The following is a 24,154-nucleotide window of genomic DNA, read 5'->3' as shown; positions in this document are numbered from 1 at the left end:
AAGGATCCGACCGTGACAGAGTTCATGCTGCTACTCGTGGGCACCGCCCTGGTCAACAACGTGGTGCTGGTGCAATTTCTGGGGCTGTGCCCCTTCATGGGTGTCTCCAACAAGCTGGACACCGCCCTGAGCATGGGACTGGCCACCACCTTCGTGCTCACCCTGGCTTCCGTGGCGGGGTGGCTGCTGGAGTATTTCGTGCTGGCACCGCTGGACCTGGGCTTTTTGCGCATCCTGTCCTTCATCCTGGTGATCGCCGCCGTGGTGCAGTTCACCGAGATGGTCATCCGCAAGACCAGCGCCGCCCTTCATCAGGTGCTGGGGATCTTCCTGCCGCTCATCACCACCAACTGCGCCGTGCTGGGCGTGGCCCTGCTCAACGTGCAGGAGGGCCACGGCTTTTTGCAGAGCGTGACCTTCGGTCTGGGCGCGGCCCTGGGCTTCACTCTTGTGATGGTGATTTTTGCCGCCCTGCGGGAACGTCTGGCCATCAGCAACGTGCCGGCGGCCTTTGCCGGCGCCCCCATTGGCTTCATCGTCGCCGGCCTGTTGTCCCTGGCCTTCATGGGATTCGCCGGACTCAACTTCGCCTGACCGCGACAGGAGGTACTTCCGATGGAACCTTCCCTGCTTTCCGCCATTTTCATCCTCACCACCATGGGGTTGCTCCTGGGCTACGGCCTGGGCATGGCCGCCAAATACCTGAGGGTGGAAAAGGACCCGCTGGTTGACGAGATCGAGGCCATGCTGCCTGGGACCAACTGTGGTCAGTGCGGCCTGCCCGGTTGCCCCAGTGCCGCCCAGGCCCTGGCAAGCCGCACGGCTCCGGTGACCCTGTGTCCGCCGGGCGGCAAGCTCCTGGCCCAGCAACTGGCCGACAAGTTGGACATCACCGTGGACCTGTCTGCCATGGGCGAGGAAGTCCCCGCCTTTGCGGTGATCGATCCCGACCACTGCAACGGCTGCACCCGCTGCTACAAGGTCTGCGCCACCGACGCCATCATGGGTGCCAATCGGCAGATTCATACGGTCTTCACCGAGGCCTGCAACGGCTGCGGCAAATGCGTGGAGGTCTGTCCTACCCAGGGCCTGACCCTGGTGCCGGAAGCCCCCAGCCTGCGCCGCTGGCACTGGCCCAAACCCAAATCGGCCTGAAGGTGCTCCCCATGTTCTTTTTTATGCGCAAGCGGCCCGCGTTCAAGGGCGGTGTCCATCCCGATGACCGCAAACAGGCCACCAGCGGATTGCCGATCGAGCCCCTGCCCCTGCCGGCACGGCTCTATCTGCCGGTGCAGCAACATATCGGTGCCGCCGCGCGCCCGGTGGTCACCGCCGGCGACACCGTCCTTAAGGGCCAGATGATCGCCCGCGGCGACGGCGCCGTATCGGCGGCCGTGCATGCCCCCACCTCCGGACGGATCCTGGCGGTGGAACCCCATCCCGCGCCCCACCCCAGCGGCCTGCCGGTGGAGACCATCGTCATCGAGCCGGACGGCGAGGATCGCCGGCAGGAAGAGCCGGACCCGGAACATGCCCTGAATCTGGAACCGGAAATCATCGCCCAGCGGGTGGCCGAGGCCGGGGTGGTGGGCATGGGCGGGGCCACCTTTCCCGCCGCCATCAAGCTGAACCTGGGGTCCCGACATCACATCGACACCCTCATCATCAACGGCTCCGAATGCGAGCCCTACCTCACCTGCGATGACCGCCTGATGCGGGAACGTACCGATGAGGTGGTGGACGGCATTCGCATCATACGTCACGCCCTGGGGGCCAGACGGGCCCTGGTGGTGGTGGAGGACAACAAGCCCGAGGCCCTGGCCGCCCTGCAGGCACGCCTCTACGAGATGGACACCATCGAAGCCATGGCGGTGCCCACCCGTTATCCCATGGGTTCGGAAAAACACATGATCAAGGCGGTCACCGGCCGCGAGATCCCGGCCGGCAAGCTGGGGGCCGACATCGGCGTGATCGTCCACAATGTGGGCACCGCCTATGCGGTGCATCGGGCGGTGCGCATGCGCCGTCCACTGATTTCCCGCATCGTCACCGTCGGCGGCGGCGCAGTCCAGCGCCCCGCCAACCTGGAGGTCCTGCTGGGCACCCGGGTGGAGGACCTGCTCGCCCATTGCGGCGGCACCCGGCAACCGCCGGCCCGCCTGCTGATGGGCGGCCCCATGATGGGCCAGGTGATGCCCCACGCCCAGGTCCCCATCATCAAGGGCAGCAACGGGATCATCGCCCTCACCGCGGAAGAGATCAACATCGGGGAAACCATGCCCTGCATCCGCTGCGGACGCTGTGTGGCCGCCTGCCCCTGCGGGCTCATGCCCCTGGAGATGGCGGCAAGGATTCGCAAGGAGGACATGGACGGCGCCGTCGATTACGGCCTGATGGACTGCGTGGCCTGTGGCTCCTGTTCCTATGTCTGTCCCTCCCATATCCCACTGGTGCAGTTCTTCCACCACGCCAAGGGCGTGCTGGGGGCCAGGCGGGAACAGCAGCGCCGCCAGGAAGAGATCAAGCGCCTGGCCCAGCAACGTCGGGAACGCCAGGAGGCGGAGGCCCGGGCCAAGGCCGAGGCGGCGGAACGGCGCAAGGCCGAGCGTGAGGCGGCCAAGCGCAAGGCCGACGAAGCCAAGGCGGCCCGCGCCGCCAAGGCCGCCGCCGCCAAGGAGACCCCCAAGACCCCCGCCGCCGATGAGGCAAAGGCCTAACCCATGACTCAGACCACCCCCGTCAGCGGACCCCACACCCATGCCCCCGGCAGCGTGGCCTGGAACATGGGCTGGGTCACCCTCGCCCTGCTCCCGGCCACCGCCTTCGGCGTCTACCTGTTCGGCTGGCCCGCCCTGAACCTGCTGCTCATCACCATCCTGGCCGCCGTCCTGTTCGAGGCCCTGTCCCTGCGCATTGCCGGGCGCCCGGTGTCGCCGTTCCTGATGGACGGTTCGGCCATCGTCACCGGCCTGCTGCTGGCCCTGACCCTGCCGCCGTGGGCGCCCTGGTGGATCGGCGTGCTGGGGGCGGCCTTTGCCATCATCGTCGGCAAGCATGTCTTCGGCGGCCTGGGACAGAACCTGTTCAATCCGGCCATGCTGGCGCGGGTGGCCCTGCTGGTGTCATTTCCCCTGGAGATGACCACCTGGATCACGCCTTCCCCTCTGTTTTCAGCGGGCGCCCCCGGCTTTCTGGAAGGGCTGGCCATCACCTTCGGCCTGACCGCCGTTCCCGACGCCGTCACCGGCGCCACCGTGCTGGGCGAGACCCAGACCGGCTTCAGCCGGGATCTGGGGCTGTCCGAGACCCTGCCCGGGGTCTACGCCCCGCTTCAGCAGGCCCTGGGCTTCGTACCCAGCAGCCTGGGTGAAGGCTCCGCCCTGCTGCTACTGGCGGGGGGGCTTCTGCTCATGGCCAGGCGCATCATCACCTGGGACATCCCCGTGGCCATGCTGGGCACCCTCGTGATCCTGTCCACCGTATTCATGCTCATCGACCCGGAACGCTATGCCGGACCCGGTCTGCACCTATTCTCCGGCGCCGCCATGCTGGTGGCCTTCTTCATCGTCACCGACCCGGTCACCTCGCCCAGTACCGTGGGGGGGCGGCTGTTGTTCGGCGCCGGATGCGGCTTGCTCATCTATGTCATCCGCACCTGGGGCGGCTATCCGGAAGGCGCGGCCTTTGCCGTGATTCTCATGAACGCCCTCACGCCCCTGATCGATCACTACCTGCGCCCCCGTACCTATGGCCGCACCCGGCGCGGGAAGCCCCTGCCGATGAAAAGTCCGGAAGCGACGGCACCGGCCCAGGAGAAACGCCCATGACCACCCTGGCACAACCCACCTATCGCAAGCGGGTCGGCTACCAGGCCACCCTGCTGGGGGGCATCGCCCTGCTGGCCAGCGCCGTGCTGGTGATTGCCGACCTGCAGACCCGGGACACCATCGCCGAGCGCCGCGCCGAGGACTTTCGCCGCACCCTGGAGCAGGTACTGCCCGCACAGATGCATGACAACCGCCCCCAGGAGGATACCCATACCCTGCGCATCGAAGACGGACGTTCCCTGGAGGTCTACCGGGCCAGGCAGGAGGGTCGGGTATCCGGCGTGGCCTTCCGGGTCCAGGGCCGGGGCTATGCCGGCCCCATCCATGTCCTCATGGGCGTGGATGCCGCCGGCGAGGTTCTGGGCGTGCGGGTCCTGCAGCACAAGGAAACCCCAGGGTTGGGCGACAAGATCGAGGTGAACCGTGATCCGTGGATCCTGTCCTTCGACGGCCTGAGCTTCGATGCCCTGCCCGCCCCCCGCTGGGCGGTGAAAAAGGATGGCGGCCCCTTCGACCAGTTCACCGGGGCCACCATCACCCCCCGGGCGGTGGTGAACGCGGTGCGGGACGGGCTGACCCTGTTCCATGCCCATCAGTCGGAACTGTTGCAACGGGCACCAGATGAGGCGCAGCCCGCACAGAACCTGCCGGAGACCGAGTCATGAGTCAGGCCAAGGCATTACTTGAAGACTATCGCCGTCTGTTCCGGGACGGTATCTGGGACAACAACGTGGTCATGGCCCAGATGCTGGCCCTCTGCCCTCTGCTGGCGGTCACGGGGACCGCCACCAACGGGCTGGGCATGGGCCTGGCCACCACCTTCGTCATGGTGGCCTCGGGGCTACTGGTTTCGATGTTTCGCACCATCATCACACCCGAGGTGCGGATTCCGGTATTCATCCTGTTGATCGCCAGTCTGGTGACCCTGGTGGACCTGGTGATGAACGCCTATCTTTACGAGATGCACAAGGCCCTGGGCCTGTTCATCCCCCTCATCGTCACCAACTGCGCCATCCTGGGGCGGGCCGAGTCCTTCGCCTCCCGGCAGCCGGTGCACCGGGCCATGGTGGACGGCCTGGCCATGGGGGTGGGGTTCACTGTGATCCTGGTGGTCCTTGGGGCCGTGCGCGAGATCCCCGGCAGCGGTACCCTGTTCGCCGATGCACAGCTGCTGCTGGGAGAAGGCTTTGCCTGGATGGAACTGACCCTGATTCCCGATTACCGGGGCTTTTTGCTCATGATCCTGCCCCCCGGCGCCTTCCTGGCCCTGGGTTTCATCCTGGCGGGCAAGCGGGTGCTGGATGCTCGGTTGGCGGCACGGACCGCCCCGGCGGCAGCAGCTCCGGCCACATCCTGATGACATGACGGGCTTGAGAGGAACAGATTCATGAAAGTCGGCGTAGCCTACAGTAAACCCGACGGCCAGGCCTGGCTGCAGGTGGAGTTGCCGGAAGGGGCCACCGTGCAGCAGGCCATTGAGCAGTCCGGCATCCTCAAGCGGTTCCCGGACATCGACCTGGACACCCAGAAGGTGGGCATCTACGGCAAATTCTGCAAGCTGGACAACCTGGTGCAGGAAGGAGACCGGGTGGAGATCTACCGTCCCATCACCGTGGATCTGTCCGATGGTGACGACGATGATGATGATGATTGAGCTGGCCAGCACCCATCTTAATCGTCATCCCCGCGAAAGCAGGCATCCGGACCACCACCCTGAGGCACCGGGGAAAGTGAATCGTCATTCCCGCGCAGGCGGGAATCCAGTGTAAAACTGGGCTCCCGCTTTCTCGGGAGTGGGAGTGACGGTGGCCGGGAGAGCACCCCCAAGGACTGGGCATTCTTCCGGTGCGGATCCCCGCATACATATCAGCAGCGTCACCGGCACCAGCGCCGGGGCAATGAACGCCGTGGTCATGACCGACGGGCTTGCATCCGGGACGAAAACGGTTCTCAATATTGACCCGTCATGCCCTTACGCCCATTCACAGCCTCGAAATACCGCTGCCTTTCCCTCCTGCTGCTGGCCGCCACCCTGTCGGCAATCGGCTGCGGAGGCGATACCCCGGCATCGAACGATGCCCCACGGGTCGAACGCGGGGCGCCCATCGCCGCCATGGAAGTCCAGCCTCGGGATCTGTCCCGCAGCCTGTCCCTGTCGGCCACCGTAGAACCCAGGGTGGTGATCCGGCTGGCCAGCCGCACCAGCGGCACCATCGACCGCATCACCGTGGAGGCCGGCGACCGGGTGCGGCAGGGAGACCTGCTGCTGGCACTGGATCTGTCGGAACACCAGGCCGAACTGGCCCGGGCCGGGGCCGAGGAGGAAGAGGCCACCCTGGACTATCGCCGCGCCCGGGAGCTGCGGAGCAGCGGCGTGGTGAGTGACGCCGATTACCAGCGCGCCCGGGTGGCCCTGCACATCAGCCGCAGCCAGCGGGAGCTGTGGGAGACCCGGGTGGCCTACGGACGGGTCACCGCCCCCCTGGATGCCGTGGTCACCGCCCGCCATGTGGAACCCGGCGAGGCGGTGGAGGCCCAGGACACCCTGTTCGAGCTGGCCGCCCTGGACGAACTGGTGATGCGGCCCGGGGTTTCCGAAATGGACGTGATCCACCTGAGCGTCGGCCAGACACTGCCCATCCGCTTGGATGCCCTGCCGGAACGGGTCCTTGAAGGCCGTATCCGGCGCATCTTCCCCATGGCCGATGCCGCCAGCCGCCTGGTCACCGTGGAAGTGGCCCTGCCGGCATCGGCCTCGACCGGCGGCGTGCGTCCGGGCTTTCTGGGCCGCATCCAGACCCCCATCGATCCCCGCCCCGAGGCCCTGGCGGTGCCCGCCGCCGCCATCGGCGAAGACAGCGAGGGACGTTATCTCTATGTGATTGAGGAAGAGCACCTGGTACGGCGCACCGTGGACATTGGCGTGACCCGAGGACCCTGGACCGAGATCCTGAAGGGCCTGACCCCCGGTGACATCATCCTGGCCACCAACCCCATCGACATGCGCGAGGGCCAGCGGGTACGGATCGTCGGATGGCGCGGCTGAGCCTGTCCAACCTGGCCATCCGACGGCCGGTGGGCACCCTGGCTATCGCCTCGGTGGTCTTCGTGCTGGGGCTGTTCTTCGTCGACCGTCTCCCCATCGACCTGCTGCCCGGCATCGAATACCCCCACATCCGCGTCACCGTGAACTACCCCGGCGTGGCCCCGGAGGTGATGGAGCAGCAGGTCACCCGAGTGCTGGAACGCAACCTGGCGGCCACGGAAAACCTCACCCGCATCGACAGCCGGGCCTCGGAAGGACGCACCAACGTCAATCTGACGTTCGAGTACGGCACCAACCTGGACCTGGCTCTGCAGGATGCCTCCCGTTATCTGGAACTGGCTCGCACCCAGTTGCCGCCGGACATCGAACCCCCGCGTCTGTACAAGTTCGATCCCTCCCAGGACCCGGTCTGGATCGCCGGCTTCAGCTCCACCCTACGCTCCGAAGTGGAGGTGCGGGACTGGGTGGAACATCGTCTGGCTCCCCAGCTCCTGGCCATCCACGGGGTCTCCGGCGTCACCGCCGCCGGCGGCATGGTCAGGGAGATGGAGATCATCGTGGACCAGGCCCGACTGCGTTCCTACGGTCTTACCCTAACCGACCTGACCACCACCCTGGCGGCCGAGAACGTGGACATCGCTTCAGGCTGGATCACCGGTAGCAGCTTCGACGTCATGGCCAAGACCGACGGCCTGTTCCGCGACGTGGAGGACATCGAGAACGTCCTCATCGATCTGCCCGGCGGCCAGGGGCGGCACATCCGCCTGTCCGAGGTGGCCATGGTGCGGGACGGTCACCGGGAACAGCGGCTGTTCGTGCGCCTGAACGGCATCCCCGCCGCCCAGATCACCGTATTCAAGCTGCCCCAGGCCAACACCGTGGAGGTGGTGGACCACATCCAGGCCACCCTGGCACGGCTGGAGCGATCCGGCTTCATCCCCGAGGATATTCGCTACCAGGTCGTGGGCAATCCCGCCTTCTTCATCCGCGGCGCCATCACCAGCGTGGCCACGGCGGCCATCCTCGGCGGCGTGTTGGCCATGCTTGTGGTGCTGCTGTTCCTGGGCAGCCTGCGCAAGGGCTTTATCATCGGTCTGTCCATCCCGATTGCCATCATGGCCGCCTTCGCCCTTATGGGGGCCAGCGGTCTGACCCTGAACATCATCAGCCTGGGCGGGCTGGCCCTGGGGGTGGGTCTGCTGGTGGACAATGCCATCGTCATGCTGGAGAACATCTACCGCCACCGGGAACAGTTCGGCAAATCCCCCCTGGATGCCGCCCACGACGGCGCCCGCGAGGTGGTCTCGGCCATCACCGCCTCCACCTTCACCAGCCTGGCCGCCGTGTTGCCCTTCCTGCTCATCACCGGCCTGGCAGCCCTGGTATTCCGGGAACTGATCCTCACCCTATCGTTTGCCATCATCGCCACCCTGGCGGCGGCACTCACCCTGGTGCCCATGCTGGCGGCCCTGCTGAGCCGCATCGAATTCCACAGCGGCCTGGAACAGAGCCCGCCCCTGCGATACTTCAACCGGGGGATCGATCGGCTACGACACGGCTACCGCCGCCGACTCCCCCGGCTGCTCAGGCTGCGCTGGGCGGTGCTGGCCCTGGCCGCCCTGGGACTGGCGGGCAGCATCCACATTGCCGGTCAGCTGGGCAATGAGTTCCTGCCCCAGGTGGATGACGGCAACGTGGGGGTCCGCATGGTTTTGCCTCCCGGCACCCCGCCCCTGGAGACCGATGCCGCCGTGCGCCGCATCGAGGCCCTGCTCCAGGAACTGCCCCACGTGGAGACCGTGTTCAGCATGGTGGGCGGCCACCTGAGCGGCGGCATCATCAACGAGCGCCCGGGCACCGCCAATCTGCGGGTGCAGCTCACGCCGGCCCGCGGCCGACCCGACCTGCCCGCCGGCCAATGGGTGGCCATGGCCCAGGATGCCCTCAACCGGCTGGACCTGCCCGGTGCGCGCATCAGCGTGAGACCGCCCGCCATCCAGGGCCTGCGGTTGACCGCCGGGGATGCGGACCTGTCCATCGGCATCGTCGGGGAGGACCTGGACCAGCTCCAGCGCCTGGCCCAGGAGATCAGCGCCCGCCTGGAGGGGATCCCTGGCCTGGAAGGGGTGGAGGTGGGCCGGGAGGACCGCAGCCCCCTGCTGCGGATCCGGGTGGACCGGGAACGGGCCGCGGACCTGGGCCTGCGGGTCGCGGACGTGGGCCGGGCCATCCGCGACGCGGTGGACGGGGCCGTGCCCACCCGTTTCCTGACCCGGAACCAGGAATACGACGTCCGCGTGCGCCTGCCCCGAGAACAGGTGGCGGACACCGAGGCCCTGGGCGGCCTGCTGCTGTTCCGGGCCGGCGGCGAACCCATCCTGCTGCGGGACATCGCCCGCTTCGAACTGGGAGAAGGACCGGCCCACATCGAACGGGAAAACCAGACTCGCATCGCCCGGGTCAACGGCGACATCAATACCGCCGTCGCCGATATCGGCACGGTCATGACCGCGGTGGAATCCCGCCTGTCGGATCTGGACCTGCCTGACGACTACAGCCTGATCTTCTCCGGCCAGTGGGAGACCATCCAAGAGACCCGGCGGGAACTGCTCACGGTGGTCCTGCTGGCGGTGTTCCTGGTCTTCGTAGTGCTGGCGGTCCAGTATGAGCGCCTGAGCAACCCCCTGGTGATCCTGGCCGCCGCGCCCCTGTCCCTGATGGGTGTGGTGGGCATGCTGTGGCTGACCCAGACCTCGCTTTCCGCACCGGTGCTGATCGGCGTGGTCCTGCTCATCGGCATCGTGGTGAACAACGCCATCCTGCTGGTGGAATACATCGAGATCGGGCAACGGGAACAGGGCCTGGGCATGGCCCGGGCGGTGGTCCGTGCCGGCGGTGTGCGGCTGCGGCCCATCCTCATGACCACCTCCACCACCGTCCTGGGTATGACCCCGCTGGCCGTCGGCATCGGCCAGGGCACGGAGATCATGCAACCCCTGGCCCTGACCGTGATCGGCGGCCTGCTGGTCTCCATGCTGCTCACCCTGCTGGTGGTCCCCTGCCTGTACCTGATCCTGGCGGGCAACGCCCTGCGCCTGAAACAGGCCCTGACCGGGCAAAACCCGTCAACCATAAAAAGTTTCACGGCCCCGCAAAAAACCCCTTGACACCCCCCAACCTCGTCCATAGAATGCGCGCTTCAGTTGTTCAGCGCCCGTAGCTCAGTTGGATAGAGTACCTGGCTACGAACCAGGTGGTCGGAGGTTCGAATCCTTCCGGGCGCGCCATATAGATCAAAGGCTTAGCATCATTCAGGTGCTAAGCCTTTTTTCGTTTTCGGCCAAAAGCCGAAAACTGCCCTCACGCTTACCCCCATCCCCGCATCACCCGCCCACGGCCGGTTGACCGCCCGAACCCCACCGACGCTGGAACAGCAAAGCCACCGCTCCCGGATGGCTTTGACCCGATTTTGGATTTTACTTGTGCTAGATCACGATCGTGGAACTTGTCGTAGTGTACTGTTCGTTGCGACCTACATGATCGCGTCCAATCAACGCGGTGTTTGCCAATACGTCCTCATTTGGAGGGAATTTAAATGGTTGATGAAACGAAAGGTTCACTCTCGGGGCTCAGCGAAGATGAGGCCATGGAGTTTCATGGTGTCTTCATGACCAGCATGATGGGTTTTCTGGCGGTTGCCGCCGTCGCCCACGTTCTGGCCTGGATGTGGCGTCCCTGGGGTGTGGCTTGGTAAGACTTTTCGCCTGAACGGCGAATCAAGTCTCAAGTTGTACTTTAGGCAAAGCAGTTTCTTTCCGATATAGGAGATTTCAATATGTGGCGTACTTGGCTGCTGTTCGATCCACGCAGAGCGCTGGTTGCCCTGTTTACGTTCCTGGCCGTACTGGCTCTTCTGATCCACTTCATCCTGTTGAGCACCGAGCGCTTCAACTGGATGCACAGCGCCTCCCTGATCGATACGACTGAGCAAGTCGCAGTACAGGCTTAGACAAATAATTTCAGCCTGGCCTGAAATCGTCTGATGCCTACGCTTCCGAGCGGGATGGCTGTGCAATTTGCATCCCGCTTGGTAGCTGCGCTAGTGCGTCAGTGATTTCGAAGCATGAATATTCACAGCCTGCCCCCAGTCATCCAGCTATAAGCCACTTAGCCAGCGGCTGAGCTGACCATGTGCAATGCCCCCCCGACCCGACCCTGTCACAACCCACCTAGTCATCGGCTGTCGTTCTCACAACGTGTGGATCGATTCCTTGAGCAGGCAACGCCTCTCGCGCTGAGCGCGGCGACCAGGCACTGAGATCGCCGGTAACATTCAGCACCCGAAAACGCACGAAGATTGACTCCGAGAACCAATCCTCCTGACGTGCTGCACGCAGGGTGCGATGGTGCGGGCTCTCGTGGTAGGCGAAGGCGCGCATCTGCTCGGCATCCTGCCACAGGCTGAAGGTGGCCAGCGTGCGCACCGGCCCCTCACCAAAACCGATATGGAACCGGCAACCAGGGGTTTGGCGCAGGTGCCGGCGGATCGCCGGCACGGCGCGCCAGAAGGACCGCAGCCGGTTGTTACGCACGCGTGCGTGGGTAAGGACCGCGACTGGCCCACCCGTTGCACGCTCGCCGCTGTACTCGAACGGCTCGCGCCCATCCCAAGTGCCGTGACCCGAGATCGGCTGCAGTTCGATATGCAGTTGTGCTTGACTGGGTGCGGCGATGCGCTGATAGAAACGACTTTGCCGTAGACGCTGATCATCGGCAGGATCGGGTAGCCCGCTTAACAGGCAGTAGGTGCGCGGATCGGGCAGGATCGAAAAGCCATCGCCGCCGCCGCAGCCCATGAGTCGGATATCGCCAACGGGCACATCCGGGCCGATGAACAGGCGGCGAAAACCCATAAAGAGGAAGGCGACCGGACTGTAGCCGAGCGGATAACGGAAAAAGCTGAAGATGACGCGATCGGTCGACATGTGGGGGGGCGCCGTGGGTGTTCAGCGCTTATTCAGCCGTCCGAAGGTGCTGTCCAGGGAACGCCTCATCTTGTGTACTGCACCGTCGACAGCCTGCTCCACGGTCGGCGCTGCATCGGTCACGGCGACGGGCTGGCGGCCTTTGAGCCTGGCTTCCAACAGGCAGCGCATGTCGGAGCCGCCGGATTTCTTGTCGCTGTTCTCGTCGCTGAGGTGAACTTCCAGACGCGTCACCTGATCCGCAAAGCGCTCCAGCACCTCTGTGAGCGTGGTTTCGATCCACTCCATCAGCGTATTGGAATGACTGACGTTGTCATCGGTATTGATTTGAATGAGCATGTCACGTGCCTCAGTAGCGATAGATTGCGGCGATTCCCGTTTCAGTCGACATCCGTTCCGGCGGCACGACGACCACCTCTCCACCCATCTTGAGCACTACTGAGCCCAAGTCGTCGAGCACATCGTCAAGTTCCGGGTGGGAGAGGTCATCGAATTCAAGCTCCCCGGTCGACCCATCGACCCGACCGGGGATTTCCCGGCGCGCTTCAATCAGCAGGGTAGCCACGCGCCCGCCCACGGCGGCCCGGGCCACTTCTGCCAGGTCGTCGGCGGCGAGGCCCTTGGACTTGTGACTGCCGAAAGTCTCCACCAGCCCCGCCAGACGCGCGAGGTAGCGGGGCTCAATGGTTTGCCAGACCCGCTCGCGAAACTCGTCGGTCGATGCGAGCGCATCCGGATGCACGTCCAGGCTCTCGGAAATCAGACAAGGGTTGTGGCTGAGCTTGTGGAACATGTGATGGTGCTCCGGCAGGGCGGCGAGAATCAATGGCAGGCCGGAGGGCTTGGAATGGTGTTCGAGGACCGCCCGATCGACAACACGAAAGAATCGCTCCGCGTCATGATCCAGTTCGTCTTTTCTGCCGCCATGACCATGGTGCATGGGGGCCTGGCCGCCGCCGGTGCCGCCGTAGGCCGAGACCGTCTGGCGGGGATCAGAGAGTTCTTCACCGAGCGCCTCGGTGATCGTCCGCGGCACGCCATCGGCGGGCGCGATCTCGTCCAGGGCATCGCGGTTCCCCTCGAACAATCTCATCTCGTGCCGGTTCAAAGCCAGTACCTGGTACCGATCTGCTGATTGCAGGATGCGCAGCAAGGGCTTGGTGTGGAAGCTGTCCGCCACCACCGCCAGTTCGGCGACGGGGCGCTGGAGCTTGTAGACCCGCAACATATTTTTGTCACGCAACACTGCCAGTCCGTCGAAAGTGCAGTTCCAGAAGTCGTGATCTTCAGCGAGGGCCAGCATGGGTTCGAGCAAGGGCTGGATCTCGTCGCACTCAAACTTTTGCCGCAGGGATTCCTCCAGCACTTTCACCAGATTCTTGAAGCGTATCGGATCCTGCTGATTGTCCGGATGATTTCGGTGCGTCGGTTGAAAAAGCGAAAGGCAAGGCGGACCACATTCATCCCATAGCCCCGCGGCGGCGTCTTGGTTGACACTGTTCATTAGCATCCTGAAATCCTCCAACATGGCGCATGATCGGTATAGCACGTCAGCCCGAGCATTGATGTGCGGTATCGCGCTTAGTGCCAAGGTCGAACACGGCGTCCACCAACTCGGGCGTGATGCTGAGCTGGGGCTGGAAGACCACATCCAGTTCAACAACAACTACCGGCCCCACAGGGGACTTGACCAACAAACCCCGGATGAAGTCCACTGGACCTCCATGCCGGATCCATGAAACCCCGAGGCACCGGATTTCACTTCTCAGAGCCTGTCAGGGGTCCAACGATGGGGTCCACTTTAAGGCATCGGACTTGTCACTTTCCATCCGCCCACAGACACCCAGGAAGAAGGCCGTCGCCTCTGGTTGTCAACCACCTACCAACTCCATATCCCGTTTAAGCTGACTCGATGGGGGGCTGTTGATTTTTAGGCCAACCGGCCCGGCACCTCGCTGGGCAGCAAGCCGGTCCAGCGCTTGAAAGATCGGCGAAAGTTCGCCTTGTCATTAAAGTTCAGATAGGTCGCCACCTCATCACTGGTAAAACCCTTGCTCAGGTAGAGATCCAGCGCCACATAGGTCCTGACTTGGTCCAGTTGCTGCAGAAAGTGCGTGTCGTGGTGCTTCAGTTTGCGCTTGAGGGTGGCTACGCTCATACCCTGGGCCTCGGCCAGGCGTTCAAGCCCCAGCGGCTGGCGAACGTGCTTGTGGATATAGTCGAATAGGGCTTCGAGCAGGCTGGGGGCCATCTCGTCTGCGGCAGCCAGTTCATCAAGACCGGTTTGCTCGGCAACCTGGCCCACCGTCAAGGAGGCGTGCGGCCAGGGTTTGAACAGATACTCGCACGGTAATCGCATCACATTCTGCGGGCAGCCGAAGCGCACCGCCTCACTCAGGTGCACCCAGTACTGCTCAATATAATCAGGTTGCGAATGACGCAGTTGGTATTCCCAGGGCAAAGGACCGCCAGACAACCACCGACACATGGCGGTCACGGCGGTCATGCAGGCCTCCATCAAAAACACCTCGCGCGCGCCCGCGCCACAGCTGTCAAACCAGTGCAGATACACGTACCTGTCATCGACTCTGACGCGTGGCGTCAGCAAGGGTGAAAGCCTGCGCCGCAGCAACACCAGTCGATCCAGGGCCTGTTGCAGGTCCTGTGCATGACGTAACGCATGACTGGCATGACCGTAGTGGCCCGGTAGCAACTGCTGACCGAATAGAAAGCTGCAGTCATCACCGCCCCGCAGTTGCCGAACGTTGTCGATCAGTCGCAGGAACTGTTCCGCACTGATGAATTGCCGACCGCCAAGGATATCCTGGTAAAACAGGCCCGTTCCGCGCAACAGGCGATGGCTCTCTATCCCGCGCATCAGGGCCAGATCAATCAAGCCAGCAGGCTGATGATGCGCCGGAATAAAGCGCGCCTCCCGCTCATACCATGCCCGTTGCCGGACCGCGCCCGCGTTCATGCGCTACGGAACAAAGACGTCTGCTTGGCATGGGCCAGACGTGTGTTTAGTCGTTCCAGCAGGCACTCCGCACCTTCCTGTCTGGCCATCACGGCCACGGTGGTGGCACTCAGCGCCAGCCGCTCACCCTGCAGGATGGTTCGGTAGGCCAGATGCTTGATCGACAACGCCAGATCGTGGGCAATAGCCGCTGCCTGGGACTCCAACGTATTGGGCAAGACAATCACGAAGCGATCGCCTGCCAGACGACAGAGCAGATCATGCTCGCGCAGATTCAGCAGTACCAGCTGGGTAATCACCTGGAGTACACGATCACCTTCAGCCTGACCATAATCTCGGTTGATCACACTGAACGCGTCGATATCCAGCATGATCAGTGACAAGGGCTGCCGTTCTGTCACTGCCTGCTTGATACTCATCTCAATCTGATTTTTGAGATAGGTCGCCCCCCCCAGGGGCGTCAACGTGTCAAAGTGAAGATGTTCACGATACAACCGTTCCCGATTACGCATCTGAGCACTGATCGCCAGCTGTTCCCGATGCCAGTGATAGATACCCAACGTAAGCAGGATAAAACCCACCGGCATGGGACCGGACTCCAGCCATGCGTCCCAACTGACGCTGTCCGGCATCCTCACGAATTCGTCGGCCAGATCCATCAATAACGAAAAGAACAGGCAACCGAGCCCGGCGAACAGCAGGTCGGTCACCCGCCCTGCCGGACGACTCTTCAACAGTAGGCCTATCCATATCAGCAGCAGCATCGCTGAGCCGCCCTCGCCGACAATATCCAGCCAATCCCAAACCGACAGCGGCTTCATGTCGCCGGCGGACAGGTGCAGCATCAAACCGAAATTCGACACTAAAAGCAGCGTCAGCAGCTTCATGCGATGCAGCGCAAACAAGGGTGGCATGGTGTCCTCCGGCCAGAGCATGGGACTCACAACACCAGATGCAGATGACAGGGAGATGGCAACCCCCGGGTCAATTTGGCTCAGGCGATTTCGGTTGCCTCTTACGCAAATAGGGCTATTACCCGGCACCAGTGCCACCAAGCCGCATAAAAGCGTTGGGCAAACAGGTTTTTCGTGAGTCAAATAAGCTCAAAACAGCCGCGATAGTGGGTCAAATACCCCAAAAACCGGGATTTGTCGGCGCATCTGTCACCACAGTGAAATCTGCCGCCCCTAAGGTCCGTCGGCAGCAAGCTGAACACGCCGGGTTCAGCGGCAAGCCACTAGGGGAAAGGACCATGTCGGAACACACGTATGCGGTTAGGGGTAGCGGATTCAGGATCAGCCTGATGGCCTTCGCCATCGGTGCGTGCGGCCACTCATGGGCTGCAGATCGTCAGCCAGAGATCGTCGAGGTCATCGGTCAGGCCGCTCAGCTGGAACAGGCGCTCGAAGACCAGCGCCGCTCCAACGCCATCAAGAGCGTTGTTCACGCCGATGGCATAGGCCAGTTACCCGATGACAATGCCGCCGAAGCCCTCCAACGTGTGCCAGGTCTGTCGGTTGAGCGCGACCAGGGCGAAGGACGTTTTGTTCGGGTGCGCGGGCTGGGTTCGGACCTCAACAGCGTGACCATCAACGGCACCCTGGTGCCGGCGCCAGAAGACGATCGCCGGGCGGTGGCGTTGGACGTATTGCCCAGTGAGCTGATTCAGTCGCTCTCCGTGGTCAAAACCCTGACACCGGACATGGATGCCAACTCGATAGGTGGGACCATCGAGGTGGAGAGCCTGTCCGGCTTCGACCATGACGGACTGTTCTACAGCCTGAATGCCGAAGGCAGCTACGACGATAACACCAGCCAGACCAGTCCGAAGCTGTCAGGCGCCTTCAGCAACCGTTTCAGCCTCGGCGGCGGGGTTGATAACCTTGCCGTCGCCGCGGCCTTCAGCTGGCAGAGGCGCGATTTTGGCTCCGACAACGTTGAAACCGGGGGCGCCTGGGATTTTGACAACGGACCGGGACTGGAAGAGGTCGAGCAGCGTCGCTACGACATTACCCGTGAACGCGCCGGCCTTGGCCTGAACTTCGATTACCGACCGGATGAAGACAGTGAGATCTATCTGCGCACCCTGTACAGCCGCTACCAGGATGACGAGGTGCGCCAGGCCAGCATTGTCGAGTTTGAAGAACCGCAGATGTCGGGGCAATTGGGCACGGCCGAGGCGGCCCGTGAGCTCAAGGCCCGCGAGGAGACCCAGGAAGTCAAAAGCCTGGTATTGGGTGGCAAGCGGCGTGTGGGCGACTGGACGCTCAGCGCCCAGGGCGGATACAGCCAGGCCAGCGAAAAGAGCCCCGTAGGTCTGGCCAATGCCGCCTTTGTCGGCAATGACGGCTTTAGTGCTGCCGGATTCAACGGCACCCGCAAACCGCGCCTGAGCATCGAAGAGCGTTTTTACGACCCCTCCCACTTTACCCTGGAAGAGGTCGAGCTGGAAAAGCAGACCACCACCGATACCGAGCGCAATATCCGCGTCGACCTGAGCCGCGATTTCTACGCCGGCACGATGCCGTCCCAATTGCAGTTTGGCGCCAAGGTCAGCCGACGCAAGAAGGACAATGACCTGGATGTCTGGGTCTTTGAGGATTTCGATGAGCTGGGTTTTGGCGATGAACAGCTCAATATGACCCGCTTCAGCGACGGCAACGCGAGTTCCGGGCTGGGACGCTTCGGACCCAGGGCCTCTTCGAACGCCGTACAGAATCTGATTGGTGGGCTTGCCCGTGATGACTTCTTTGACGAAGAGAAGTCACGTATCAATGACTTTGATATTCGCGAAGACATCAACGCCGCCTATATCATGAACACCCTGGATATCGACGCGCTGCGCATCATCGCCGGCGTGCGCTATGAAGGTACCCAACTTGATGCGCGCGGAACGGGTTTGAACGAAGGCGTCTTTGAAGCCAGCAGGATAACCAACGACTACCATCACTGGCTGCCTGGACTGCATGGCATCTACCAGCTCAACCCGGACACACAGATTCGCGCCGCCTGGACCAACACGGTGGTGCGCCCCACCTTTGGCCAGCTGTTCCCGGGTTTTGTACTTGACGGCGACGAGGCCGAGTTCGGCAATCCACGACTGGAGCCGCTGGAATCAACCAACTTCGACCTGGGTATCGAACACTACATGGGTCGTGCCGGTGCCGTATCTGCCTTCGTGTTTTACAAAGACATTGAGAACTTCATCTATGCCGCTGATGTTGCCGGCACGGGCGATTTTGTCGACTTTGATGAGGCCTTTACCTCAATCAATGGCGACAAGGCCAAGGTATACGGTCTGGAGCTGGCCTATTCACAGAAATTCAATTGGCTGCCTAGTCCGTGGAACGGGCTGCTGCTCAGTGGCAACTCGACCTTTACCCGCTCAAAGGCGCGCATCGACCAATTCGATCCGGACCTGGGTGCTGAACGGGGGCGTAATATCAGCCTGCCCGGCCAGTCCGACATCACCGGCAACCTGACCCTCGGCTGGGAAAACAACAGGCTCAGTCTGCGCCTGTCCAGCAACTACAAGTCCGCCTACCTCGACGAAGTAGGCGATATCCTCGACAAGCGCTACGACTATCAGGTTGATGACCAGCTGTTCGTCGATTTCAGCGCCAGCTATTTCCTCACCGACACCCTTCAGGTGTTCTTCGAGGCGCAGAACCTGACCGATGAATCCTACTACGTCTACACCGGTAGCCGCCGTTTCAACGCCCAGTACGAAGAATACGGCCCAACCTATAAGGTCGGGCTGAGACTCAGCCAATTCTGACCAGCGACCCCGGCCATCGGCAGCCGCGGACCCACCGTATTTACGAGAGATGATAATGACTCACCGCCTCGCACTCTCCCTGGCTGCCACCCTGATGGCCGGCGGATTACTGCTCAATGGCTGCAGCCCAGCCGAAAGTCAAAGCAACAGCAAGCAACCACCTGCCGCTGACGCCGTTGATAGCCCTGCCCTCACAGGGAGACCAGATCTGATGCTGGCCGAGTGGCGACCTGCAGCCGGTCAGCGTGCTGAAAGCTGGCAATGGCTACCTACCGGCAGCGACTTCGGTGAGATTGACCGTGCGGCCGCCGACAGTCGTGGGCTGTGGCTGCTGGATGCACAGGGTGAGGTCCAGGCCCATCTGCCGGGGCGCTTCGCCACCCTGGACCTGCGTCTGTCCAAAGGCAGGCTGACCCTGGCCACCGTCGACACCAGCACCGGACGGCCCATGCTGATTAACTTGAACCGGGAAGACCTGAGCTTTGGCAACCCCCTGTACCTGCCCGCAACCAATTACAAGATTGAAAGCCTCTGTCTGTACAGGGACGAGGCGCTCAACCTGTTCGTGTTCCTGCTGGGCGAAGAAGGCATGGGCGAACAGTGGCTGGCCGCCAGTAACCAGCACCTGCTGGACAGCGGCTTGCCGGTGCGGCGCCTGAGCATGCCCCCGGAAAGCGAGTTCTGTGCTGTGGATGATCAGCAGCACCTGCTGTTCGTCAATGAAGAGTCCGTCGGCGTCTGGGCCTATGGCGCACACCCGGAAGCCGAGCTGAGTCGCACACCGATCGACATGGTTGCGCCCTTTGGCGCCATCGCAGGAAACGCAGCAGGCCTGTCGTCCATCCCTGGCGCACTGCTGGTGCTGGATGCGAAGACCGCACGACTGCACCGCTATCAGCAGACTGACGGCGGTTGGTCTGCCCTACCCTCCATTGTGCTTCACGGACTGGAGGAACCGGAACGCATCAGCAGCCGACTGACGGCCACGGGCGTAGACGTGCTGCTGGTCAACGATGGCGACGTCGCCCTGCATGTCGGCCAATGGCAGTGGCAACCAGAACCACCGGCGACGCCAACTACCCTGCCCGTGTTGTTGCCTCGGGTGCATACCGACCCGGTGCCTACCACTGGCGATGCGGCCGACGACCCTGCCATCTGGATCCATACTGCACAGCCCGAGCTGAGCCGCGTGCTGGGCACCGACAAACGCGCCGGGCTGGGCGTATACGACCTGCAGGGCAAGGAATTGCAGTTCCTCGCAGCGGGACGGCTGAATAACGTCGACCTGCGCTATGGCTTTACCTTCGCTGGCCATACCGTCGACCTGGCCGTCGCCAGCAACCGCGACGAGAACAGCCTGCACCTGTTCGCCATTGACCCATCCAGCGGCGAACTGACCGACATAGGCCAGATTCCCACCTCCCTGAACGATATTTACGGCTTGTGCATGAGCCAGTCGCCCGAGGGCGAACTCTACGCGATCCCCAACGACAAGGACGGCCGTTTCCAGCAATACCGGATCACCGCCGAGACCGACCAGATACGGGGCGAGCTGGTGCGCGAATTCGCCACCCAGACCCAGCCTGAAGGCTGCGTTGCGGATGATCAGCGCCAGACACTCTTTATCGGTGAAGAGGACGTGGCGGTCTGGGCCCTGGACGCCGGCCCCGATGCCCCGACCACCCTGCACAAAGTGGTCGGCATCGGCGGCCTGGTCAAGGCTGACATCGAGGGCCTGGCCTTCTATCAACACCCCGAGCACCCCTATCTGGTGATCTCCAGTCAGGGCAACGACAGCTTCGTGGTCTTTGATGGCGAAGCCCCCTACGCCTTGCGTGGCGCCTTCCGGATCGGGCTCAACGCCGAGCGCGGCATCGATGGCGTCTCTGAAACAGACGGCCTGGAAGTCAGCTCACATGACCTGGGCGGCCCCTGGAGCCGCGGTCTTGTGGTGCTTCAGGATGGGCGCAAGCGCATGCCGGAGGGTCACCAGAACTACAAGTATGTGGCCTGGCAGGACGTTGCCGAGGCGCTGAACCTGGATTGACCCGCCCGTTAACGCGTCACGGGATCGTCATTCAATGGCTTAACGGGGCCTCCACCTGGCCCCTGACAGGAGCAACACAACATGCCTACCGCGGTAGACAGTATGTCCATTTGGGCACTCGTGGAAGACGCCAGCGTGCTGGTGCAGATTGTCATGCTGATTTTGGTCGCGGCGTCTCTCGCGTCGTGGTTCGTCATCGTGCAGCGTAGCCGTCTGTTGGCCTCTGCCCGACGCTCACTGCAACGTTTTGAGGCGCAGTTTCGGGCCGAGGGCAACCTGGATCGCCTCTTTGCCCAACCCACCGAGCAGAGAAATCCCGCCGAGCAGGTATGCAGGGTCGGCTTTAGCGAGTATCAGCAGCTGAGCCAACATGCCACCACCGAATCGGCGGCCGTTATGGAAGGTACCCAACGCGCCATGATGATCGCCATCGCCAGGGAAGAAAAACGCCTGGAGAAGAACCTGCCCTTCCTCGCCACGGTCGGCTCGGTGAGCCCCTATATCGGGTTGTTCGGCACGGTGTGGGGCATCATGAACTCCTTCATCGGCCTGTCCCAGGCTCAACAGGCCACCCTGGCGGCGGTCGCTCCGGGCATCGCCGAGGCACTCATTGCCACCGCCATCGGCCTGTTTGCTGCCATTCCTGCGGTGATTGCCTACAACCGCTTCACCGCAGGCAGTGAGGACATTATCGCTGGGTATTACACCGTGGCGGACGAACTGGCCACCCAGCTGCATCGTCGCCTGCACACCCCTGGGCAGAGGTAATCGACATGCGTCCAGTCAGGCACAAACGTAAACCGAAGGCAGAAATGAACGTGGTGCCCTACATCGACGTCATGCTGGTGCTGCTGGTGATCTTCATGGTGACCGCACCCATGCTGACCCAGGGCATTCAGATAGAACTGCCCAAGGTCGCCAGCGAGGCCTTGCCCAGTCAAGAAACACAAACCATCGTCACGCTATCGGTCGAGGTCGACGGGACCTTCCACTGGAATCAGGGCGATACGGTCAATACCGAGCGTTACAGCCACAGCGCAGACAATCTGCAGGAGATGTCCGAACGGGTGGCCCGCCTGGTCGCCGACAACCCCAAGACCCAGGTGTTCATTCGTGCAGACAGCCAGGCTGGCTACGGGCTGGTCGTGGCAGGCATGGCCGCGTTACAGCAAAGCGGCGTCGCTCAGCTGGGCCTGATTACCGAGGCGCCCTGAGACCATGACTGCCATGCTGCCACCGCACCCGTCGTTGCGGGCATCGTCTGCACCGCCAGCCGAAAAATTCGGGGATTTTCTCTGGCCAGCCGCCGTCACCCTGGTGCTGCACGGGGCAATCCTCACCCTGTTACTGGGCCACTGGTCGCCGGGTGAGCCGGTCGTGGCGAACGAGAAACTGCTGAAGACACAATGGGTGACGATCCATGCTGCCCCGCAACCAGAGCCGGCCCCCCTTTCCATACCGCGCGTTGAGCCACCGCCACCACAGGCGCCTGCACCAACGCCCTCACCTGCCCCGGTCGTAGAACGGCCGGCGGAGCCACCCAAGCCGACGATCGATCAGGGCGCCATTGCTCGCCAGCGAGCCAGGGAAGCCGAGCAACGGGAGTTGGCCCGTGCCCAGGAACAACGCCGGATGGCCGAGCAGCGGCGTCAGGAGCAAGTAGAGCAGGAGCAACAACAGCTTCTTGCAGCACAGGCCGCGGCACAAGCGGCTCAGGCAGCGGAGGCACAACGGCAAAGGGCTGCAGAGGAGAGGCGCAGAGCAGAAGCCGCCCGCCTCACTCAGTACCAGCCCATCAGCAAGAAGCCGCCAGCCTATCCGAAACGCGCGTTGGACCAGCGCAAGGAAGGCGACTGCACCGTGGAATATACCGTGACCGCACAGGGCACGGTGCACAACCCCGTGGTGGTCGAGGGTGGTTGTGATGACCCGGTTTTTGCCCGTCCGTCCCTTTCGTCCGCCAGGAGCTTCCGCTACAAGCCGCGGATGGTCGACGGCGTGGCGGTCGCGGTGCCCGGCGTGCGCAACACCTTCCGCTTTCGTTTGGAGCAATGAAGATGCCTCCAGAGCAAAGGCGGCCTCGCCGTCTGACCTAATCCACCTCACCAACCACCGATTCAATCATCCCTACCTGAATGAAATTGAAAACAAGGTGTTATATGACTATTTTTACGTATTCGCGAGCCTATGCGGCCGCTTTCCTGTTGATGATCGGCCCGGTCACACTGCAGGCCGGCTCGATCGCAGACGCTGAACCCGTGCTGCGTTTTGCCGTGCTCGGCGACGCCGAACCCAAGCCCCTGGCCGAGTTCCCAGGCCTGGCCAGTACCGTCGATCACGTCAATACGCTGCTCGCGGAGCAACCGATGGACTTCGTTATCGGCGTCGGTGACATTGCCCACAAAGGCACCCTGATCCAGTACGACAATGCCAGCCTGGAGCTGGAACGTCTCAGCCTGCCCTTCTATCCGATCATGGGTAACGAAGAGCACCACGCCAGCGTCGCCCGCTTCCTGCACTACGCCAATCGCTGGAACGCCGACAAGGCCCATATCGGCAACGCCCGCTACGTCATAGAGCAAGAGCAGGTGGCGCTGGTCCTTGCCTCACCGGATCACGGCCGCGACTTCGACAACAGCGGCGTGCAATGGATCGCCGAACAGATCGACCACCTGCATCCCAAGCCGGTTTTCCTGGTCGTGCATGGCGCCCAGGTGGGTATCTTTCCGGAGAATGCGGACAAGGGCATCCGCAACACGACTTTTGACAGCGTCACCCGCAAGGAGAATCTGGCCGCGATCATTTCCGGTGATCTGCACATGGATATGGATCGCGTCCAACACTCAAAGAAGATTGGCCATGTGCACTATCTGCACATTCCCGCCCTGGAACGCACCAAGATTCCGGACGAAACCAGGCATATCACGATGTTTCGCGTGGTTTCTCTGTACGCCGATGGCAAGGTTGTCGTGGATACCTATGAAGCCGGTGCGGGCAATACGCCACTTGAGCGGCATGACTACCGCTTTACCTTGTTCGAGTAACCCACATCAACCTGAACTGTGACCTGAAAGCGGGCGTTCACAAAGGTCCGCCAGCGCGAAACAAGGATCAATTGAAACAGAAATCACTATCCCATCTTCGCAAACTGCAAAACAGGCCAGAGTATCACTGCATCATATTCACCTATCACGGACGAAGTCCTCTACCGGGTCAAGCCGCGGGGGCGTCACCCGATGAGTCTGTAATCCACGAACACCGGACCGCGCCATGATCGAGATCCTCGCCGACAATCCACTGCTGTTGCTCTTTGCCGTGGCCGCCACGGGGATGCTGCTGGGCAGCATCCGACTGCTGGGCACCCGCATCGGGATGGCCGCCGTGCTGTTTGCCGGACTGGGCTTCGGCGCCCTGGACCCAGCCCTGCGGTTGCCGGAATTCGTCCTGCAACTGGGCTTGGCCCTATTCGTCTATCTGGTGGGCCTGGCCAGTGG

Annotated in this window: 23 protein-coding genes and 1 tRNA gene; 19 read left to right on the top strand and 5 right to left on the bottom strand. The window is 62.8% G+C overall.

Annotation, left to right across the window (positions count from 1 at the left end):
* The first annotated feature begins 12 nt into the window (after positions 1–12).
* The 12 genes from rsxA (at position 13) to pufA (ending at position 10,882) form a co-directional block, all read left to right on the top strand.
* Positions 13–594, top strand: a complete 582-nt coding sequence (rsxA, locus tag LQ956_RS12970) for an electron transport complex subunit RsxA (protein ID WP_090207743.1) — start codon at positions 13–15, stop codon at positions 592–594.
* A gap of 21 nt (positions 595–615) precedes the next feature.
* A complete protein-coding gene (locus tag LQ956_RS12965) occupies positions 616–1,155 on the top strand; it encodes an RnfABCDGE type electron transport complex subunit B (RefSeq protein ID WP_238621685.1) in 540 nt (179 codons plus the stop codon).
* 11 nt (positions 1,156–1,166) lie between these two features.
* Complete coding sequence (rsxC, locus tag LQ956_RS12960) at positions 1,167–2,717, top strand: electron transport complex subunit RsxC (RefSeq protein ID WP_238630112.1); 1,551 nt, start codon at positions 1,167–1,169, stop codon at positions 2,715–2,717.
* A 3-nt stretch (positions 2,718–2,720) separates the two neighbouring features.
* Positions 2,721–3,827, top strand: a complete 1,107-nt coding sequence (locus LQ956_RS12955; protein ID WP_238630111.1) for an RnfABCDGE type electron transport complex subunit D — start codon at positions 2,721–2,723, stop codon at positions 3,825–3,827.
* Positions 3,824–4,492, top strand: coding sequence for an electron transport complex subunit RsxG (rsxG, locus tag LQ956_RS12950; protein ID WP_238621682.1), 669 nt, complete (start codon positions 3,824–3,826; stop codon positions 4,490–4,492). Before LQ956_RS12955 ends, rsxG begins: the two co-directional genes overlap by 4 nt.
* Positions 4,489–5,184, top strand: a complete 696-nt coding sequence (locus LQ956_RS12945; protein ID WP_238621681.1) for an electron transport complex subunit E — start codon at positions 4,489–4,491, stop codon at positions 5,182–5,184. The genes rsxG and LQ956_RS12945 overlap by 4 nt, the downstream gene beginning before the upstream one ends.
* 30 nt (positions 5,185–5,214) lie before the next feature.
* Complete coding sequence (locus tag LQ956_RS12940; protein WP_238621680.1) at positions 5,215–5,481, top strand: RnfH family protein; 267 nt, start codon at positions 5,215–5,217, stop codon at positions 5,479–5,481.
* A gap of 312 nt (positions 5,482–5,793) precedes the next feature.
* Entirely contained in the window at positions 5,794–6,873 is a 1,080-nt protein-coding gene (locus LQ956_RS12935) for an efflux RND transporter periplasmic adaptor subunit (protein WP_238621679.1), read from the top strand.
* On the top strand, positions 6,861–10,040 hold the full coding sequence (locus LQ956_RS12930) for an efflux RND transporter permease subunit (protein ID WP_238630110.1): 3,180 nt from the start codon (positions 6,861–6,863) through the stop codon (positions 10,038–10,040). The genes LQ956_RS12935 and LQ956_RS12930 overlap by 13 nt, the downstream gene beginning before the upstream one ends.
* 43 nt (positions 10,041–10,083) lie before the next feature.
* A tRNA-Arg gene (locus tag LQ956_RS12925) sits at positions 10,084–10,160 on the top strand.
* Between the two features lie 308 nt (positions 10,161–10,468).
* A complete protein-coding gene (pufB, locus tag LQ956_RS12920; protein ID WP_008933205.1) occupies positions 10,469–10,627 on the top strand; it encodes a light-harvesting antenna LH1, beta subunit in 159 nt (52 codons plus the stop codon).
* Between the two features lie 81 nt (positions 10,628–10,708).
* A complete protein-coding gene (gene pufA / locus LQ956_RS12915; protein ID WP_238621677.1) occupies positions 10,709–10,882 on the top strand; it encodes a light-harvesting antenna LH1, alpha subunit in 174 nt (57 codons plus the stop codon).
* A gap of 220 nt (positions 10,883–11,102) precedes the next feature.
* On the opposite strand, the gene LQ956_RS12910 is transcribed toward pufA, so the two are convergent.
* The 5 genes from LQ956_RS12910 to LQ956_RS12890 form a co-directional block, all read right to left on the bottom strand.
* Entirely contained in the window at positions 11,103–11,858 is a 756-nt protein-coding gene (locus LQ956_RS12910) for an aminodeoxychorismate lyase (protein ID WP_238621676.1), read from the bottom strand.
* 21 nt (positions 11,859–11,879) lie between these two features.
* Positions 11,880–12,197 carry an HPF/RaiA family ribosome-associated protein gene (locus LQ956_RS12905; protein WP_238621675.1) on the bottom strand — a complete coding sequence of 106 codons (318 nt, stop codon included), beginning with the start codon at positions 12,195–12,197 and terminating at the stop codon, positions 11,880–11,882.
* Positions 12,198–12,207: 10 nt separating this feature from the next.
* Positions 12,208–13,362, bottom strand: a complete 1,155-nt coding sequence (locus LQ956_RS12900; protein ID WP_238621674.1) for a baeRF3 domain-containing protein — start codon at positions 13,360–13,362, stop codon at positions 12,208–12,210.
* Between the two features lie 426 nt (positions 13,363–13,788).
* Positions 13,789–14,835, bottom strand: a complete 1,047-nt coding sequence (locus LQ956_RS12895) for an AraC family transcriptional regulator (RefSeq protein WP_238630109.1) — start codon at positions 14,833–14,835, stop codon at positions 13,789–13,791.
* On the bottom strand, positions 14,832–15,749 hold the full coding sequence (locus LQ956_RS12890; RefSeq protein WP_238630108.1) for a GGDEF domain-containing protein: 918 nt from the start codon (positions 15,747–15,749) through the stop codon (positions 14,832–14,834). The genes LQ956_RS12895 and LQ956_RS12890 overlap by 4 nt, the downstream gene beginning before the upstream one ends.
* Before the next feature lie 389 nt (positions 15,750–16,138).
* On the opposite strand from LQ956_RS12890, the gene LQ956_RS12885 reads away from it, so the two are divergent.
* The 7 genes from LQ956_RS12885 to LQ956_RS12855 form a co-directional block, all read left to right on the top strand.
* A complete protein-coding gene (locus tag LQ956_RS12885; protein ID WP_238630107.1) occupies positions 16,139–18,613 on the top strand; it encodes a TonB-dependent receptor in 2,475 nt (824 codons plus the stop codon).
* 211 nt (positions 18,614–18,824) lie between these two features.
* Positions 18,825–20,660, top strand: a complete 1,836-nt coding sequence (locus LQ956_RS12880; protein ID WP_238630106.1) for a phytase — start codon at positions 18,825–18,827, stop codon at positions 20,658–20,660.
* An 81-nt stretch (positions 20,661–20,741) separates the two neighbouring features.
* A complete protein-coding gene (gene tolQ, locus LQ956_RS12875) occupies positions 20,742–21,428 on the top strand; it encodes a protein TolQ (RefSeq protein WP_238630105.1) in 687 nt (228 codons plus the stop codon).
* A gap of 44 nt (positions 21,429–21,472) precedes the next feature.
* Positions 21,473–21,874 carry a protein TolR gene (tolR, locus tag LQ956_RS12870; RefSeq protein WP_238630382.1) on the top strand — a complete coding sequence of 134 codons (402 nt, stop codon included), beginning with the start codon at positions 21,473–21,475 and terminating at the stop codon, positions 21,872–21,874.
* Positions 21,875–21,878: 4 nt separating this feature from the next.
* Positions 21,879–22,715 (top strand): energy transducer TonB, encoded by an 837-nt coding sequence (locus LQ956_RS12865; protein ID WP_238630103.1) that lies wholly within the window; start codon positions 21,879–21,881, stop codon positions 22,713–22,715.
* A gap of 104 nt (positions 22,716–22,819) precedes the next feature.
* Positions 22,820–23,704 carry a metallophosphoesterase family protein gene (locus LQ956_RS12860; RefSeq protein WP_238630102.1) on the top strand — a complete coding sequence of 295 codons (885 nt, stop codon included), beginning with the start codon at positions 22,820–22,822 and terminating at the stop codon, positions 23,702–23,704.
* Between the two features lie 226 nt (positions 23,705–23,930).
* A partial coding sequence (locus LQ956_RS12855) for an aspartate-alanine antiporter-like transporter (protein ID WP_488349799.1) occupies positions 23,931–24,154 on the top strand: 224 nt, incomplete at its 3' end.

It is taken from the genome of Ectothiorhodospira lacustris (assembly GCF_022227845.1).
In the GTDB taxonomy this organism is placed as follows: Bacteria; Pseudomonadota; Gammaproteobacteria; order Ectothiorhodospirales; family Ectothiorhodospiraceae; genus Ectothiorhodospira; species Ectothiorhodospira lacustris.
The sequence above is the reverse complement of the archived record's forward strand: the minus strand, read 5'-3'. Positions and strand labels throughout refer to the sequence as shown.